This is a genomic window from Frigoribacterium sp. CFBP 13605, assembly GCF_014839405.1.
Classification (GTDB): domain Bacteria; phylum Actinomycetota; class Actinomycetes; order Actinomycetales; family Microbacteriaceae; genus Frigoribacterium.
In genome coordinates this window covers 1-15,172 of sequence record NZ_JACYNS010000059.1, presented here as the reverse complement: position 1 = coordinate 15,172, position 15,172 = coordinate 1, and the positions used below count along the sequence as shown (strand labels likewise).

Annotated in this window: 15 protein-coding genes; 3 read left to right on the top strand and 12 right to left on the bottom strand. The window is 72.8% G+C overall.

All coding sequences use genetic code 11. The annotated features are described in order from the left end of the window. Together IFT36_RS11245 and IFT36_RS11240 are read right to left on the bottom strand one after the other, a co-directional pair. Positions 1-849 (bottom strand): endonuclease/exonuclease/phosphatase family protein (locus IFT36_RS11245; protein WP_200413160.1); only part of this gene is annotated, 849 nt, incomplete at its 3' end. Positions 850-891: 42 nt separating this feature from the next. Continuing rightward, complete coding sequence (locus tag IFT36_RS11240; RefSeq protein WP_123570675.1) at positions 892-2,172, bottom strand: MFS transporter; 1,281 nt, start codon at positions 2,170-2,172, stop codon at positions 892-894. Between the two features lie 172 nt (positions 2,173-2,344). Here IFT36_RS11240 and IFT36_RS11235 point away from each other — a divergent pair, with 172 nt between their 5' ends. Both IFT36_RS11235 and IFT36_RS11230 read left to right on the top strand, forming a co-directional pair. Further along, positions 2,345-3,148: a sugar phosphate isomerase/epimerase family protein gene (locus IFT36_RS11235; protein ID WP_200413159.1), complete on the top strand. Its 804-nt coding sequence runs from the start codon at positions 2,345-2,347 to the stop codon at positions 3,146-3,148. Further along, positions 3,145-4,272, top strand: coding sequence for a Gfo/Idh/MocA family protein (locus IFT36_RS11230; protein WP_056046921.1), 1,128 nt, complete (start codon positions 3,145-3,147; stop codon positions 4,270-4,272). Before IFT36_RS11235 ends, IFT36_RS11230 begins: the two co-directional genes overlap by 4 nt. A gap of 229 nt (positions 4,273-4,501) precedes the next feature. Here the strand turns inward: IFT36_RS11230 and IFT36_RS11225 are convergent, their stop codons facing one another. The 10 genes from IFT36_RS11225 to IFT36_RS11180 all read right to left on the bottom strand — a co-directional run bounded on the left by IFT36_RS11225 (position 4,502) and on the right by IFT36_RS11180 (position 14,316). Next, positions 4,502-4,774 carry a hypothetical protein gene (locus tag IFT36_RS11225; protein ID WP_200413158.1) on the bottom strand — a complete coding sequence of 91 codons (273 nt, stop codon included), beginning with the start codon at positions 4,772-4,774 and terminating at the stop codon, positions 4,502-4,504. 363 nt (positions 4,775-5,137) lie between these two features. Next, positions 5,138-5,848 carry an SDR family NAD(P)-dependent oxidoreductase gene (locus tag IFT36_RS11220; RefSeq protein WP_200413157.1) on the bottom strand — a complete coding sequence of 237 codons (711 nt, stop codon included), beginning with the start codon at positions 5,846-5,848 and terminating at the stop codon, positions 5,138-5,140. Positions 5,849-5,866: 18 nt separating this feature from the next. After that, a complete protein-coding gene (locus tag IFT36_RS11215) occupies positions 5,867-7,123 on the bottom strand; it encodes a sialidase family protein (protein WP_200413156.1) in 1,257 nt (418 codons plus the stop codon). Next, complete coding sequence (locus tag IFT36_RS11210; protein ID WP_200413155.1) at positions 7,120-7,920, bottom strand: HpcH/HpaI aldolase family protein; 801 nt, start codon at positions 7,918-7,920, stop codon at positions 7,120-7,122. The genes IFT36_RS11215 and IFT36_RS11210 overlap by 4 nt, the downstream gene beginning before the upstream one ends. 90 nt (positions 7,921-8,010) lie before the next feature. Beyond that, entirely contained in the window at positions 8,011-9,066 is a 1,056-nt protein-coding gene (locus tag IFT36_RS11205; protein ID WP_200413154.1) for an aldo/keto reductase, read from the bottom strand. Then, complete coding sequence (locus IFT36_RS11200) at positions 9,063-9,893, bottom strand: ABC transporter ATP-binding protein (RefSeq protein WP_056046914.1); 831 nt, start codon at positions 9,891-9,893, stop codon at positions 9,063-9,065. The genes IFT36_RS11205 and IFT36_RS11200 overlap by 4 nt, the downstream gene beginning before the upstream one ends. Further along, a complete protein-coding gene (locus tag IFT36_RS11195; RefSeq protein ID WP_200413153.1) occupies positions 9,886-10,764 on the bottom strand; it encodes an ABC transporter ATP-binding protein in 879 nt (292 codons plus the stop codon). Before IFT36_RS11195 ends, IFT36_RS11200 begins: the two co-directional genes overlap by 8 nt. After that, positions 10,761-11,807, bottom strand: coding sequence for an ABC transporter permease (locus IFT36_RS11190; protein WP_200413152.1), 1,047 nt, complete (start codon positions 11,805-11,807; stop codon positions 10,761-10,763). Before IFT36_RS11190 ends, IFT36_RS11195 begins: the two co-directional genes overlap by 4 nt. After that, positions 11,804-12,739, bottom strand: a complete 936-nt coding sequence (locus IFT36_RS11185) for an ABC transporter permease (RefSeq protein ID WP_043594466.1) — start codon at positions 12,737-12,739, stop codon at positions 11,804-11,806. The genes IFT36_RS11190 and IFT36_RS11185 overlap by 4 nt, the downstream gene beginning before the upstream one ends. Positions 12,740-12,741: 2 nt before the next feature. Next, entirely contained in the window at positions 12,742-14,316 is a 1,575-nt protein-coding gene (locus tag IFT36_RS11180) for an ABC transporter substrate-binding protein (protein WP_056047921.1), read from the bottom strand. A gap of 158 nt (positions 14,317-14,474) precedes the next feature. Between IFT36_RS11180 and IFT36_RS11175 the strand changes: the two genes are divergently transcribed. Then, positions 14,475-15,172: four-carbon acid sugar kinase family protein (locus tag IFT36_RS11175; protein ID WP_200413151.1), on the top strand; the 698-nt coding region annotated here is incomplete at its 3' end.

The window sequence follows — 15,172 nt, the reverse complement described above, 5'->3', positions numbered from 1 at the left end:
GTCGGAGGGGGCGACGCCGCCGGGACGGACCCCGCCGACGCCGGCCCGCTCGACGTGGGCCCCGGTGTCGACGAGCAGCCAGTCCAGGCGGCGGCCGCCGGTGCGGGGCGGGCCGTAGTTCGAGAACGAGCCCCAGCCCGGGTCGAGCCGCGCGTCGGCCACCATGCGGCTGTCGACCAGCCTGCCGCGGGTCAGCTCGCGGTGCGCGGGGGAGTCGACCACGGCGTTGAAGTCGCCCATCACGACGACGGGTCCGTCGAGGGCGTCGGTGAAGGTGCGCAGCTGCACGGCGGAGTGACGCCGCGAGCGGGCCGAGAGGTGGTCGAAGTGCGTGACGACCACGTGCAGTCGGGCCCCGGTCACGAGGTCGTCGAGCTCGGCGTGGACGGCCGTGCGGGGGATCATGTTGCCGTACGAGCGCGACCCCGGCACCGTGGGGGTGGCCGAGAGCCAGAGCGCCTCGTGGCGGACGATCCGCAGCCGGGTGGTGTCGACGTGCAGTTCGACGCGCTCGCCGCCGCGGTCGCGGTCGCGACCCGTGCCGACCGAGGCGTAGTCGGCACCGAGGGCGTCCGCGAGCTGCGCGGACTGGTCGGGCAGCGCCTCCTGGATGCCCAGCACCGAGGGTCGCTCGGCCTCGAGCAGGAGGCGCAGTGCCGGCAGCCGGGTCGACCACCGGTCGGCCAGCGCGTGACGGGTGGTCAGCACCTGCGGCATGCGGCGACGGACGTTGTAGGTCATGAGGTGCAGGTGGGGTGCGATGACCGGCCCGACCGTGGGCACGACCCGGTCGGCACCCGGACCGGTGGCGGCGGCGGGGGCGGGTGCGGGGTCGGTCGGGGGCGTCATGACGTGTGCGACGGTAGGCCGTCGCACACGCCTCCGCCCGGTTCAGCGCACGCGCTTGATGGGGATGACGGCCAGGGCGCCGAGGATCGCCGCGACGCCGGCGGCCCAGAGCATCAGCGTGTAGTTGCCCGAACCGGCGTTGCCGACGCCGAGGAAGAACAGGGCGATCGCCGGGGCGAGCGACTGGGGCAGGGCGTTGGCGATGTTGATGACGCCGAGGTCCTTGCCGGGACGGTCGGCGTTCGGCAGGACGTCGACGACGAGCGCCGTGTCGACGGCGGCGTAGATGCCGTAGGCGAAGCCCATGACGACCTCGGCGACGTAGAAGCCGGTGACCGTCTCGGCGTGGGCCAGCAGGATCAGGCCGACCGCGAAGAGGGCGGTGGAGCCCCCGACGAAGACCTTGCGCATCTTCAGCTTGTCGCTCAGCCAGCCCGAGAGCGCGGCACTCGCCATCAACGCGATCGTGTAGAGCAGGACGCCGAAGGCGACCGCGGCCGTGGCGTCGGCGACGTCCGCGATGCCGAGGTGCTCCTGCATGTAGAGCAGCCGGTAGGTCGTGAACATGAACGTCGCGAGGATGATCAGGAACCGCGACCACCAGGCGAAGGCGAAGTCGCGGTGCTTCAGGGGGTTCGTCCAGAACGAGCTGACCAGGTTGACGAACGTGAAGGGCTTGAGTTCGTACTCGGGCAGGTCGTCGCGGGCGACGACCGCGTAGACGAGGATGAGCACGACGGCGAGGACGCCCGGCGCGATGAAGAGAACCGGCAGGTTCGCGACGAACAGGACGGCCAGGTAGGTGCCGGCGAGGACGGCGACGTTCTGGGCAAGGGCGATGACGCTCGAGGCCTTGCCGCGTTGGAACTGCGGCACGTTGTCGGCGAAGCTCGCGGTCAGGGCGGCGAGCACGGCGTTGGCCGCGATCTGCGCGACGACCCAGGCGATGCCGAGCTGCAGCACGGTGGGGGCGAAGGCGAGCCAGGCGAGGGCGAGGGTGAACACGACGATGCCGCCCACCAGGTAGGGCCGACGACGGCCCCACCGCGTGCGGGTCCGGTCGCTCAGCGCGCCGACGAGCGGGTTGGCGAGGAGCGCTCCGAACGCACCGAAGGGCAGGACCAGCCCGATGATGCTCGCCGGGTCGTCGGGGTTCAACTGCTGCGCCTTGAGCTGCATGCTCACGTAGACCGGCGACAGCAGGGCCGCGAACAGACCGAACTGGGCGAGCCCCAGCGCGATCATGTAGCCCCGCGACACCCGCACGGTGCTGATGGGTTGGGTGAGCACGCCCTGCGTGCCGATGGGGCCTGGGTTGGCCATGACGCCTCCTCGAGTCAAAACCTAGTCGCGCTAGGTGTTCGCAGAATACACAGCGGGTGTCGTCCGGGCAAGAGAATGCGTCGATTCGGGACGAACTTTTGTCATCGGTCGACATAAGTGGCAGAGTTGGGCCCAGACCACCTGAACCCCTCACGACAAAGGAGTCACTCCCATGACCTCGTCACCCTCCGTGCAGCTCTACACGGTCCGAGACGCCGTCTCGGCCGACCTGCAGGGCGCCGTCGCCCGCATCGCCGAGATCGGCTTCACCAAGGTCGAGCCCTACTCGTTCGTCGAGCGTGCCGACGAGTTCGAGAAGGCCTTCGCCGCCTCCGGCGTCACCGCGCCCTCGGGCCACGCCCCCGTCATCGACTCCGACGAGCCCGAGCGCGCCTTCGCCGCCGCGGCCCAGCTCGGCATCGGCACCGTGATCGACCCGTTCATCCCGAGCGACCGCTGGCAGACCGCCGACGACGCCGCGAAGATCGCCGACCGCGTCAACGAGCTGCAGGTGCTGGCCGCCGCGTCGGGCCTGCGGTTCGGCTACCACAACCACCAGTGGGAGTTCGCGAACAAGGTCGACGGCCGCCCCGTCTACGACTTCTTCCTCGAGCGACTGAACGACGACGTCGTCCTCGAGATCGACACCTTCTGGTCGACCGTCGGCGGCATGGACACCCCGGCGCTGCTGCGCTCGCTGGGTGACCGCGTGCAGTTCCTGCACGTCAAGGACGGCAAGATCTCCGGCGACATCGCGACCGCCCTGCCCAGCAGCGAGAGCGCTCTCGAGGTGCCCGACGCGCTGGCCGCCGCCTTCAAGAACCAGACCCCGGCCGGCCAGGGCGACGTCGATGTCGCCGCCGTGCTCGCCGCCGCGCCGCACGCGCTGCGCGTCGTCGAGTTCGACGACTACGCGAAGGACGTCTTCGACGGCGTCGCCGAGTCCTTCGCCTGGCTGCAGGAGAACGACAAGTGAGCGGCGTCGACACGACCGCCGGTCGCACGGGGCGCGTCGGCGTTGGCGTCATCGGCGCGGGCGTCATCAGCGGCACCTACCTCGAGAACATGACGCAGTTCGCCGACCTCGAGGTGCTCTTCGTCGCCGACCTCGACCTCGACCGCGCCCAGGCGCAGGCCGAGGCGTACGGCGTCCCGGGTCACGGCACGGTCGACGAGCTGCTCGCGATCGACGAGATCGAGATCGTCGTCAACCTCACGATCCCTGCCGTGCACGCCGAGGTCGGCCGTCAGATCATCGCCGCCGGCAAGAACGTCTGGAGCGAGAAGCCCCTCGCGCTCGACCACGAGTCGGCCCGCGACCTGCTCGCCGCCGCCGAGGCGGCCGGCGTCCGCGTCGCGTGTGCCCCCGACACCGTGCTCGGTGCCGGCATCCAGACCGCGATGCGCGCCATCGCCCGCGGCGACATCGGTCAGCCCCTCACGGCGACCACGATGTTCCACGTGCCCGGGCCCGAGTCGTGGCACCCGAACCCCGACTTCCTGTTCGCGCTCGGGGCCGGTCCGCTCTTCGACATGGGGCCGTACTACGTGACGACCCTCGTGCACGCGTTCGGCTCGGCCAGCCGCGTCAGCGCGGTCTCGTCGAAGTCGTTCGACACCCGCACCATCGGCAGCGGTCCCCGGGCCGGTGAGACCTTCCCGGTCGAGGTGCCGACGCACCACGCGGCGCTCATCGAGTTCGCGGGCGGGCAGTCGGCCCAGTCGACGTTCTCGTTCCAGAACGCGCTGCCCCGCATGGGCTTCGTCGAGATCAGCGGCACCGAGGGCACCCTCGTGCTGCCCGACCCCAACACCTTCGAGGGCGACTCGAGCCTCTGGCGGTTCGGCCGGGACGAGCCCGAGACGCTCACCGCCGCGGGCTCGACCTACGGACGCGGTTCGGGCGTCCTCGACCTCGCGCGGGCCATCCGCGGTGGCGACGCCGAGCGTGCCAGCGGGGCCGTGGCCTCGCACGTGCTCGACGTCCTGCTGGCGATCTCGTCGGCCGCCGAGCAGGGTGCGCCGGTCTCCGTCGAGTCCGCCGTGCAGCAGCCGGTGCCGCTCGACGAGAGCTGGGACCCTTCCGCCGCGACCCTCTAGTCCGGCGTGCCGGGCTCGGGCCCGGTCGTCCCGGAGACACGACGTGCCGCTCACCTTCGGGGGTGAGCGGCACGTCGTGTCTCCTGGGCGAGGTGGGCGGACCGGGTAGGTCGTGACATCGCCCAGAGGAACGGGTCCGCCGCGCGGATTCAGGTCGCGCGGCGGACCCGGGTCTGGTGGGGCGGCCCGTCCGGGTCGGTCGGGGAGGGGTGCCCCCGACCGGCACCGACTACGCGGTGCGGATCGAGCCGGTGGCGGTGTGGATCGAGCCCGTGGCCGTCCGGACGGACGCCGTGGCGGCCGAGAGGCGACGCCGCGCGCTGGCGGTGTAGCGACCGATCGACAGGTCGCGGCGTGCCGAGGTGCTCACGTACGAGCCGGGCGCGACGTCGGCGGCGAGCGAACCGACGTAGCTGCCGACCGTCGGGGCGGTGGTGGTGCCGACGTAGCGGCCGCCGAGCGGGGTGGCGGCGGTGCGGGTGGTCGTGGCGGTGGTGTTCACGGTGACTCCTCGGGGCTGGGCGGGTCGTGCTGGTCGGGGGCCCGCGATCGGGGGATCGAGCGGCCGGCCAGCGGAGGTGAGGAGGGCGGCGCCGAGGTTCTCGACGGTGGCCCTGGCCTCCGTCGGCGTTGACACCACCTTACGCCTTCTTTTGAATGAATCAAAACAAGGGGGCCCCGATCGTCGCTTTCGGGACAGGCCGCACCACGCCCGCGTCGTCGAACCAGGCCCGCGGATGGTTCGACGACGCGATGGTGGTGCGTCCTCGCAGCCGTTGTGACCTCGCAGCCGCTGTGACCTCGACCCGCCGCGACCTCGACCCGCCGAGACCTCGACCCGCCGCGACCTCGACCTGGTGCGACGTCAGAGCGAGGCGCCACCGCACACGACGAGCGCCTGCCCGGTGATGCTCCGTCCGTGCGGCCCGAGCACGAACGCGACGAGGGCCGCCACGTCCACCGGGTCGACGAGCGCGCCCAGCGGCGGCACGACCGGAGCCGAGGAGGCGCGGGCCGGGTCGGCGAGCATCGGCGTGTCGGTGGGTCCCGGCGCCACGACGTTGGCGGTGACGCCGCGCGGCGCCAGTTCCGCCGCCCAGCTCCGGGCCAGTGCGACCTGGGCCGCCTTCGTCGCCGCGTACTGGCTCTTAAACGCGACGCCGACGGCGGTGCGGCTGCCGATCAGCACGATGCGACCGCCGTCGGACAGCCGGTCGACGAGTGCGTCGACGAGCGCGGCGGCGGCCCCGACGTGCACGGCGAACATGCCCTCGAGGGCGGCGGGGTCGAGCCGCCCGAGCGGGGCGGCGACCTGGTAGCCGGCCGCGTGGACGATCGCGTCGACCGACCCGACGTCGGCGACCGCTCGCGCGACGTCGGCGGTGACGGAGAGGTCGCAGCCGAGCCACGAGAACCCGTCGCCCAGGTCGACCGCGCGTCGGCTGAGACCGGTCACCCGCCACCCGTCGGCCAGCAGGAACTCGGCGATCGCCCGCCCGATGCCCGAGCTGCAGCCCGTCACCACGGCGTGCCGGTCGGTGCCGGCACCGCGACCTGCCCGGTCGGCGTCAGGCATCCCGTCGTCCGACACGGCTCAGCCCTCGACGTCGGGTCCGGGCAGATCGGCGGCCGACAGGCGCACGTGACGGATCGCCCGGCGGTGCCAGGTGTACGCCACGTGCACGGCGCCGTCGCCGGTCTGCGTGATGCTCGGGTACGACAGCTCGCGGTTCAGCCCGTCGCGGGAGTTGTTCGAGAGGCACCACCCGTCGCCGTCCTCGAGGTCGACGCGGTGCGGCCAGCTGCGCCCGCCGTCCGTCGACACCGCCAGCGACATCGGAGCCCGAGGCGTGCCCCAGAACGCCGTCCGGCCGTCCTCCGCAGGCGACCCGGCCCGCGCCTCCTGGGCGAGGTCCGCATCCGCGCCGGGCAGCACGGCCTGCTCGACGATGCCGGACTCGTCGATCTCGTCGTAGAGCCCGAGGCGGCGCGGGGTGGTGGCGTCGGCGCGGCGGTGGTTGTAGACGATCGCGAGGCGCCCGTCCGCGAGCGGAACCCACTGCACCGAGGAGTTGTTGTTGGGCAGCTCGGTCGGCACCGGTGCCGACCAGTGGAGTCCGCCGTCGGTCGAGCGCGACTCGTGCACGGCGTCGGCCCAGCGGCTGCGGAAGAGCGCGAGCAGCGATCCGTCGGGCAGCTCGTGCACGTTCATGTGCACGGCTCCCGTGCTCCCCGGGACGGCGACCTCACCCCACGTGGAGCCGCCGTCCCGGGAGATCATGACCGAGCTCGTGTCGTGGTCGCCCACCCACGCCTGCCCGGGGGTCGTCACGCAGCGGAAGACCGGCACGAGCAGGTCGCCTGCGCGGGTGACGACCGGCGGCTGCCGGACGAAGACGCCACCCGTCTCGTCGGCCGCGAAGAGGGTCGTGGGCTCGGCCCAGGTGGCCCCGCCGTCGGTGGAGATGCGGCGGCGCACCTCGGCCGAGTCCTGGTTCCCGGCCCGTTGCGCCGTGTAGAGCAACCAGACGTCGCCCGAGGGGGCCGTGAAGAGCACCGGGTTCTGCTCGGAGCGTGCGGGGTCGTCGCTGAGGCGCACCGGTTCGGACCACACCTCGCCGTCGAGGACCGAGCACCAGACGTGGATGTCCGAGACGCCCTCCTGCGTGCCGCCGAACCAGACGCAGGCCAGGCGCCCGTCGGGCAGCTCGGCGAGGTTGGCCGCGTGCGACTGCACCGTGGCCGTCGGCAGGTACGCCCAGGCGCGACCGGCCGCGTCGGGCCGCAGTCGTCCGTCGGCGACCACGCAGTCGGCGCCCGCGTCGTCCGCGACCGCGTCCTGCCTGCTCACGCCGCGCCTCCGGCGGTCGCGTCGGGGTCGTCCGTCGCGGTGGCACGCTGCAGGTGGTCGCGGGCGGCGGCCTCGAGGTGGTTGAGGTCGCCGGCGACCGTGGCGAACGTGTACCCCGAGGCGAGCCGCTGTCGGGCGACGTCGCCGTGCGGCGTGTGGATGCCCGCGGCGATGCCCGCGGCCTCGGCCGCCGCCGCCACGCGGACGAGGGCGGCGTCGAAGGCCTCCTGCACGGCCGGGTCGCCCGGGTAGGCCCCGCCGACCGCGATGCACAGGTCGCTCGGCCCGACGTAGAGGCCGTCGAGCCCCGGCGTCGCGGCGATCGCCTCGACGTTCGCGAGTCCGTCGGGCGTCTCGATCATGGCGAGCACGATCGTCGTGTCGTTCGCGTCCGCCGGCACGGGGCCGATGCGAAGGCTCGACCGCATGGGGCCGTACGAGCGGCGGCCGTGGGGCGGGTACTTCGCGCTGCGCACGGCGGAGGCGGCGTCCTCGGCCGTGTCGACGAGCGGCACGATGACGCCGGCCGCCCCGGCGTCGAGGGCCTTGCCGATCGGCGTGATGTCGTTCGCCTCGACCCGCACGAGCCCGGCCGAGGTCTGCCCCGCGTCGATGGCGAGCAGGCCGGTCATCATGCCCTGGTAGCCGAAGAGGCCGTGCTGCGCGTCGAGGCAGACGTAGTCGTAGCCGAGCCGAGCGATGCGCTCGGTCGCCGGCGGGGCGTCGAGGGTGATCCAGTAGCCGACCGCCCTCTCGCGGCGGCGGATCGTACGGGCGAAGTCGCTGGCGGTGCTCATGGTGCTCTCTCTCGTGCGGGGCGTGCGGTCGGTGCGGTGCGGTGCGGTTCGGGGGCGTGCGGCGCGGTGCGGAGGGTCGGGAGGCGCGGCTCAGCGCGCGTACGGAGGCATCGGCCCCCGCAGCTGACGCCCGACCTCGTCGCAGGCCGCCACCACCTCGTCGGGCAGCGGCCCGGCGGCGACGGCGGCGACGTTGGCCGTCAGCTGTTCGGGCCGGGAGCCGCCGAGCAGCACCGACCCGACCTCGGGCCGGTACGCCACCCAGCGCAGGGCGAGCTCGACGAGCGTCACGCCGGCCTCGGCGGCGACGCCCGACAGGCGGTCGATCGCGGTGAACAGGTCGGCGTCCCAGTAGCGCTTCGTGTACATCTCGGCGAGGGCCGAGTCGCCGAAGCGCCCGTCGGCCGGCGTCTCGTCGAAGCGGTGCCGACCGGTCAGGAGGCCGCCGCCGAGCGGGTTGTAGACCATCGTCTCGAGCCCGTGGACGCTCGCGAACTCGAGGTACTCGTCGTCGAGGCGGCGGGCCACGAGGTTGCACAGCTGCTGGGCGACGACCGGCCGGGGTGCGCCGACGGCGTCGGCGACGCGCTCGACGTCGCCGATCTGCCAGGCGGCGTAGTTCGAGACGCCGAGCGAGAGCACCTTGCCCTCGGCGACCAGGGCGGCGACGGTCGAAAGGGTCTCGTCGAGCGGGGTCGCCCGGTCGGGCTGGTGCAGGTAGAACAGGTCGAGACGGTCGGTGCCGAGGCGGCGCAGGCTCGCCTCGACGCTCGCGCGGAGGGCCACGGCCGAGAGCGGCGGCAGTCCGCCCGCGTCGGCGTGCGGCATGCCCGCCTTCGAGGCGAGCACGACCTCGTCGCGCCGCCCGGCGAGCAGGCGGCCGAGCATCGTCTCGGTCGTGCCGCCGACGTAGGCGTTGGCCGTGTCGATCCAGGTGATGCCTGCGTCGCGCGCGGTGTCGAGCATGCGGGCGGCGGTGGCCTCGTCGACGGTGTCGCCGAAGGTCATCGTGCCGAGCACGAGCCGAGGAGGCGCGGGGCGCGTGGCCGCCTCGGCCACCGTGTCCGCGGCGTCGAGCGGGGCGGTGTCGACCGGGGTGGGGTCGAGCGGGGTGGCGTCGGTCCGGGCGGTGTCGGTCCGGGTCATGTGGTGGCTCCCAACGAGAGGCTGCGGACGACGTGGCGCGGCTTCACGCCGGTCATCGTCGCGGGGTCGAGGGCGGCCCGGCGCAGCCGCCGCGTGTAGTCCTCGGCGGGCGACGTGAGCACCTGCGCCGTGGCGCCCTGCTCGACGACGGCGCCCTGCTTCATGACGAGGACGCTCTCGCTGATCTGCTGCACGACGCCGAGGTTGTGCGAGATGACGACGTAGGTGATGCCGGTGTCGACCTGGATCTCGCGCAGCAGGTCGAGCACCTGCGCCTGCACCGACACGTCGAGCGCGCTCGTCGCCTCGTCGCAGATCAACAGGTCGGGGCTCGAGGCGAGCGCCCGGGCGATGCCGATGCGTTGGCGCTGGCCGCCGGAGAACTCGTGCGGGCGACGGTCGAGCGCCGTCGACGGCAGGCCGACGCGGTCGATCAGGCGCGCCGCCTCGGTGGCCCGGTCCTGGGCCGACCGCACGCCCTTCAGCCGGAGCGGCTCGGCGACGATGTCGCGGGCGCTCAGGTGCGGGTCGAGCGAGCCGTACGGGTCCTGGAAGACCATCTGGAAGCGGTGCCTCAGGGGCCGCAACCGCGCCTCCGACAGGGTCGCCAGGTCGGTGCCGTCGAGCACGATGCGCCCGCTGGTCGGCTGCAGCAACCGCATGACCGCCTTGGCGATCGTCGACTTGCCGCAGCCCGACTCGCCCACGATGGCGAAGGTGCTGCCGCGGCGCACCGAGAACGACACGTGGTCGACGGCGCGGTGGGCACTCGAGCCGCTGCCGTAGTCGACGACCAGGTCGTCGACCTCGAGGATGGTGTCAGACACGGGTGGCCTCCGGTCGGTCGGTGCTGGCGGGCGTGGACGGCGTCTCGTCCCAGGCGCCCAGGGTGGGCACCGCGGCGAGCAGCCCCTGCGTGTAGGGCTCGGCGGGGTGCTCGACGATCTGCCGCACGTCGCCGGACTCGACGAACACGCCGGCCTTCATGACGTGGATGCGGTCGGACACGAGCCGGGCGACGCCGAGGTCGTGGGTGATCATCAGCAGGCCGATGCCGCGCTGCTCCTGCAGCTCGAGCAGCAGGTCGAGGATGCCGGCCTGCACCGTGACGTCGAGGGCGCTGGTGGGCTCGTCGGCCACGATCAGCTGCGGCTCGCAGGCCAACGCGATGGCGATCAGCACGCGTTGCAGCATGCCACCCGAGAGTTGGTGCGGGAACTTCCCCAGCTGGGCCGCCGGGTCGGGGATGTGCACCTGCTCGAGGAGGCGCACGGCCCGGGCGGTGACGGCGGCCCGACCGCTGGCGGCCCCGGCGATGCGGATGGCCTCGCCGAGCTGCGAGCCGATCGACCGCACCGGGCTGAGCGCCGTCATGGGGTCCTGGGGGATCAGGGCGACGGCCCGACCGCGCACCTTGCGCACGGCCGAGGCCGAGGCGAGCACGTCGAGTCCGGTGATGCGCACGTGGCCCGAGACGACGGCGAGGTCGGCGGGCAGCAGCTGCAGCACGCCCATGGCGGTGGTCGACTTGCCCGACCCCGACTCGCCGATGATCGTGACGGTCTCGCCCCGGGCGATGTGGAACGAGACGCCGTCGACGGCGCGCACGATCCCGTTGGTCGTCATGAGCTCGATCTGCAGGTCACGCACCTCGAGGAGCAGGTCGGGGTCGACGGTGTCGTCGGTCACGGAGGTCATGCGATCGTTCCCTTCTGCGGGGCCGGGGCCGGGGTCGATGCCGGGGTCGGGGTCGAGGCCGGGGTCGACGGGCGCAGCCCGACGAACCGACGGAGGCGCGAGGCCGTCGACCGACGCGGCCGGTCCCGCAGGGCGTCGCCCAGCAGGTTGACCCCGACGACGAGCAGCACGATGAACAGACCCGGGATCGTCACCATCCACCAGGCGGTCGTGACGTAGTCCTGGCCGTCCGAGATGATGCGGCCCCAGGTGGCGAACGGTCGCTGCGGGCCGGCCCCGAGGAAGCTCAGGGCGCTCTCGAGCAGCACGGCCTGCGCGAGCAGCAGCAGCACGACGAGCGTCGCCTGCTTGATGACGTTCGGGACGACGTGGCGCAGCAGGATCGTGAAGCGGTTCAGGCCGAGCGTGCGGGCCGACGAGACGTACGGCTTCTCACGTTCGACGAGCACGAGCGACCGGGTCAGGCGGGCGACCTCCGGCCATTGCGCGATCGCGATGACGAAGGTGATCACCGGGATCGACGGGCCGAAGAGGGCGACGACGAGCAGCAGCATCATCAGCAGCGGCAGCGACATCTGGGCCTCGAGCAGGCGGCTGATCAGCGTGTCGGCCCAGCGCCCGTAGAACCCGGCGATCGAGCCGAGGACGACGCCGATGGCGCCCGAGACGATGACCGCCAGCACGCCGATCGCGAGCGAGACCTGACCGCCGTGCAGCACCCGCGAGAGCAGGTCTCGACCGAGCTGGTCGGTGCCGAACAGGTGGCCGGCGGTGAACGGAGGCGCGAGGCGGTTGCCGAGGTCCTGGCCGTTCGCGTCGGGCAGCGGGAGGGCCTGGGCCAGCACGATCGGGATGATCACCACGAGGGCGCAGATCGCGCCGACCCCGAGCTTCACCCGTGCGGCGGAGGTCCGCCGGGCCGCCTCGGACCTCTTCAGCAGGCGCGGCGTGACCGCGGTGCGTCGCGCCTCCTCGGGGGTGCGACCGGCCGCGCCGGCGGTCGACGTGCCGGACGGCTGTCCGGTGGTCTCGGTGCGGGTCATGCGGCACTCGCCTTTCCGAGCCGCACGCGCGGATCGAGCAGGGGGTAGGCGAGGTCGATCAGCAGCTGGACGCCGACGGCGAGCAGCGACGTGACCAGCACGGTCGCCTGGATGAGGGGGTAGTCGCGGGTCTCGAGCGCCCGCACGATGAGCGACCCGACGCCGGGCCAGGCGAACACGACCTCGACCACGACGACGCCGTTGAGCATCGCCGCGAAGCGCGTGCCGAGGGCCGTGAAGACGGGGATCGCCGAGTTGCCCATGGCGTAGCGCCAGGTCAGGGCGCGCTCCGAGACGCCGCGCGACCGGGCCACGGTCAGGTAGGGCGCCGAGAAGTTGGTCGCCATCTCGCGGCGCACGAGCCGGGAGATCAGGGCCACCTGCAGGATGGCGATCGTCACCGTCGGCAGCACGAGGCCGCCCCAGGTGGCGAAGCCCGAGGCCGGGAAGATCGGGATCACGACGGCGAAGGCGCTGAGCAGCAGGATGCCGGTCCAGAAGTCGGGCATCGACTGGCCCGCGATGGCGACGACGTTGACGCCGGTCTCGCTGCGGGTGTCGGTGCGACGGGCCATCCAGACGCCGAGCGGGATCGACACGACCGCCGCCAACAGGATCGCCGCGAACGACAGGGTCAGCGTGTACGGCAGCCGTTCGAGCACGACCTGCACGGCCGGTGCCTGGAACGAGTACGAGGTGCCCAGGTTGCCCGTGAACAACTGCTGCAGGAACACGCCGTACTGCTGGAGCAGCGGGTCGTCCAGGCCGAACTGCTCGCGCACGGCGGCGAGTTGCTCGTTGGTCGCGAGCGGCCCGGCGTAGGCCACGGCCGGGTCGCCGGGGGCGAGGCGGATCAGCACGAAGACCGTCGACACCGTGAGGAACACGGTGAGCAGGCCCTGGCCGAGGCGTTTGAGGATGTAGGTCGCCATGGTCAGGCCCCCAGTCGGACGTCGGCGAGCGGATACGTGTTGGACGACGCGAGGGCGAGGCGCTCGACCCGCTCGCGACGGGCGAGCACCGACTTGGGCACGAAGGCCCAGGCGCAGGGCCAGGTGTCCCAGGCCGCCTGCTGCGCCTCGGCGAGCCGTTGCTGGCGCAGGGTCGCGTCCGGCTCGGTCGACGCCCGGGCGATCGCCTCGGCCACGTCGGGCTGCACGTAGCCCTGGTACGTGTCGCGGGTCTGTTCCTTCTCGGCGGTGCCCGCGTACATGCCCTGCAGGATGGTCAGCGCGAGGCCGGTGGGGGCCGAGAAGCCGTTGCCGAGCAGGTCCCAGTCACCGGCCTTGCCCTGGCGCCACTGGAGGATGTCACCGCCGGGCTCGAACTGCTGGAGCGTGGTCCGCACGCCGATCGCGCCGAACATCTCGACGAGCGCCTCCATGATGAAGGTGTCGCCGGCGAACTCGCCGGTCTCCCAGATGATGCGCAACGTGAGGTCGCTCGCCCCGAGCCCGGCGAGCGTGCGGCGGGCGAGGTCGGGGTCGTAGGTGTACTCGCCGGTCTTCGCGTAGCCGAGGAGGCTCGGCGGGACGACGCCGTCGGCCTGCGTGACCGAGTCGGTCAGCACGTCGCGCACGAGCGCCCGGCCGTCGATCGCGTGGCTCAGCGCCTCGCGCACCCGGGCGTCGGCCAGCGGGTGCCCCTCGGGCTTGCGGAAGTTGTAGAAGATCTGGTTGATGCGCAGGCTCGAGGCCTCGTCGAGGACGATGCCGGGCAGGCCCTGCAACTGGGTCGCCGAGTCGGGCGTGATCGAGTCGATCACGTCGACCTCGCCGCTGCGCAGGGCGATCACGCGGCTGGACTCCTCGGGCAGGAACCGCACCTCGACCCGGTCGACGCCCGGCGCCTCGCCCCAGTACTGCTCGTTGCGGCTCAGGCTGTAGGTGCCGGCGCCGCGGTTGAACCGGGTGACGACGAACGGGCCGCTGCCCACGCCGTCCTGCAGCTCTTCCGGCTTGTTCGCCGCGGCCGGGGTGATCAGGATGTTGCTCATCAACGCGTCGAGCACCGGGATCGGCTGCGACGAGTCGAGCGTGAAGGTGCGCTCGTCGATCGCGGTCACGGTCGGGAACTCGGGGAAGAAGCTGGCGACGAACGAGCCCTGCACCTGCTCGTACATCTGCAGCGCGGTGGCGACGTCGGCGACCGTGACGGGCGTCCCGTCCGAGTAGCGAACGCCCTCGCGCAGGCGGACCGTCCACTGTGTGTCGCTCGTCGGCTCGAAGCTCTCGGCGAGCACGAGCTCGGGCGTGATGTCGGGGCCGATCTGCGTGAGGGCCTGGCGCACCGCCCGCTGCACCGTGACGGCCGCGTCGAACTGGTTCAGCTTGTTGTCGAGGCTGACCAGCGAGCGGTTGAGGGCCAGGGTCAGCGTGCCGGGTCCGGGCAACCCGGTCGGTCCGGCGCAGCCGGCGAGGCTGGTGGCGGTCACGAAGAGGCCGGCCGCGGCACCCCAGCGGAGCAGGGTGCGGCGAGACATCTCGTGGTCCGCGAACGGAACGGTCATCATCGACCTCTCGATCCAGGGGTTCGACGAGGTCGACGGCGCCCGGTCCCGCAGCGCTGCGACGCCCTCGTCCGGGCTGGATGACACTGTGCCACCGCTGCGCGTTTCGCGCAAGACCGGTGGCGCATAACGCGCAGTCGTGTCAGGATGGCGGCATCATGAGCCCGATCACCGTCATCGCCGACGACCTCTCCGGCGCCGCCGAGACCGCCGAGCAGTTCCGATTGCGCGGTCACGAGACCGTGGTCTCGCTCGGCGTGCCGGCGGGTCCCGCCGCGGCGGTCACGGTCGTCGACGTCGGCACCCGCTCCGGCACCGCCGAGGAGGCGCGGGTCGCGATCGACACGCTGCCCCTGACGGCCGGCGCCCTCGTGCTCAAGAAGACCGACTCCCTGTGGCGCGGCCACGTCGGACCCGAGCTCGAGGCCCTGGCCGCCCGCGGGTACGACCTCGTCGTGGCCGGCGCGCTGCCCGCCCTCGGGCGCACCGTCGTCCACGGGCGGCCCCTGGTGGACGGGCGACCCCTCGCCGAGACGGCGTTCTGGCATCTCGAACCGCACGGCGCCCCCGCGACCCTGGCCGAACTCGTCGACCGGCCGACGGTGCTCGTCGGCCTCGACGTGGTGCGTTCGGGGCCGGACGCGTCCGCGGCGCACCTCGACGCGGCCCTCGCCGGGGGAGCGGTGCTCCTGGTCGACGCCGAGACCGACGACGACCTCGCCGCCGTGGTCGACGCCGTCCTCCGGCTGGTCGCCGCTCCCGGAGTCCGTCGGCCGGTCGCCCTCGCGGGCAGCGCGGCGCTCGCCGCCGCCCTGGCCGACGCGGTCGCTTCGGCGTCGAGCACGGAGGCTGGTCT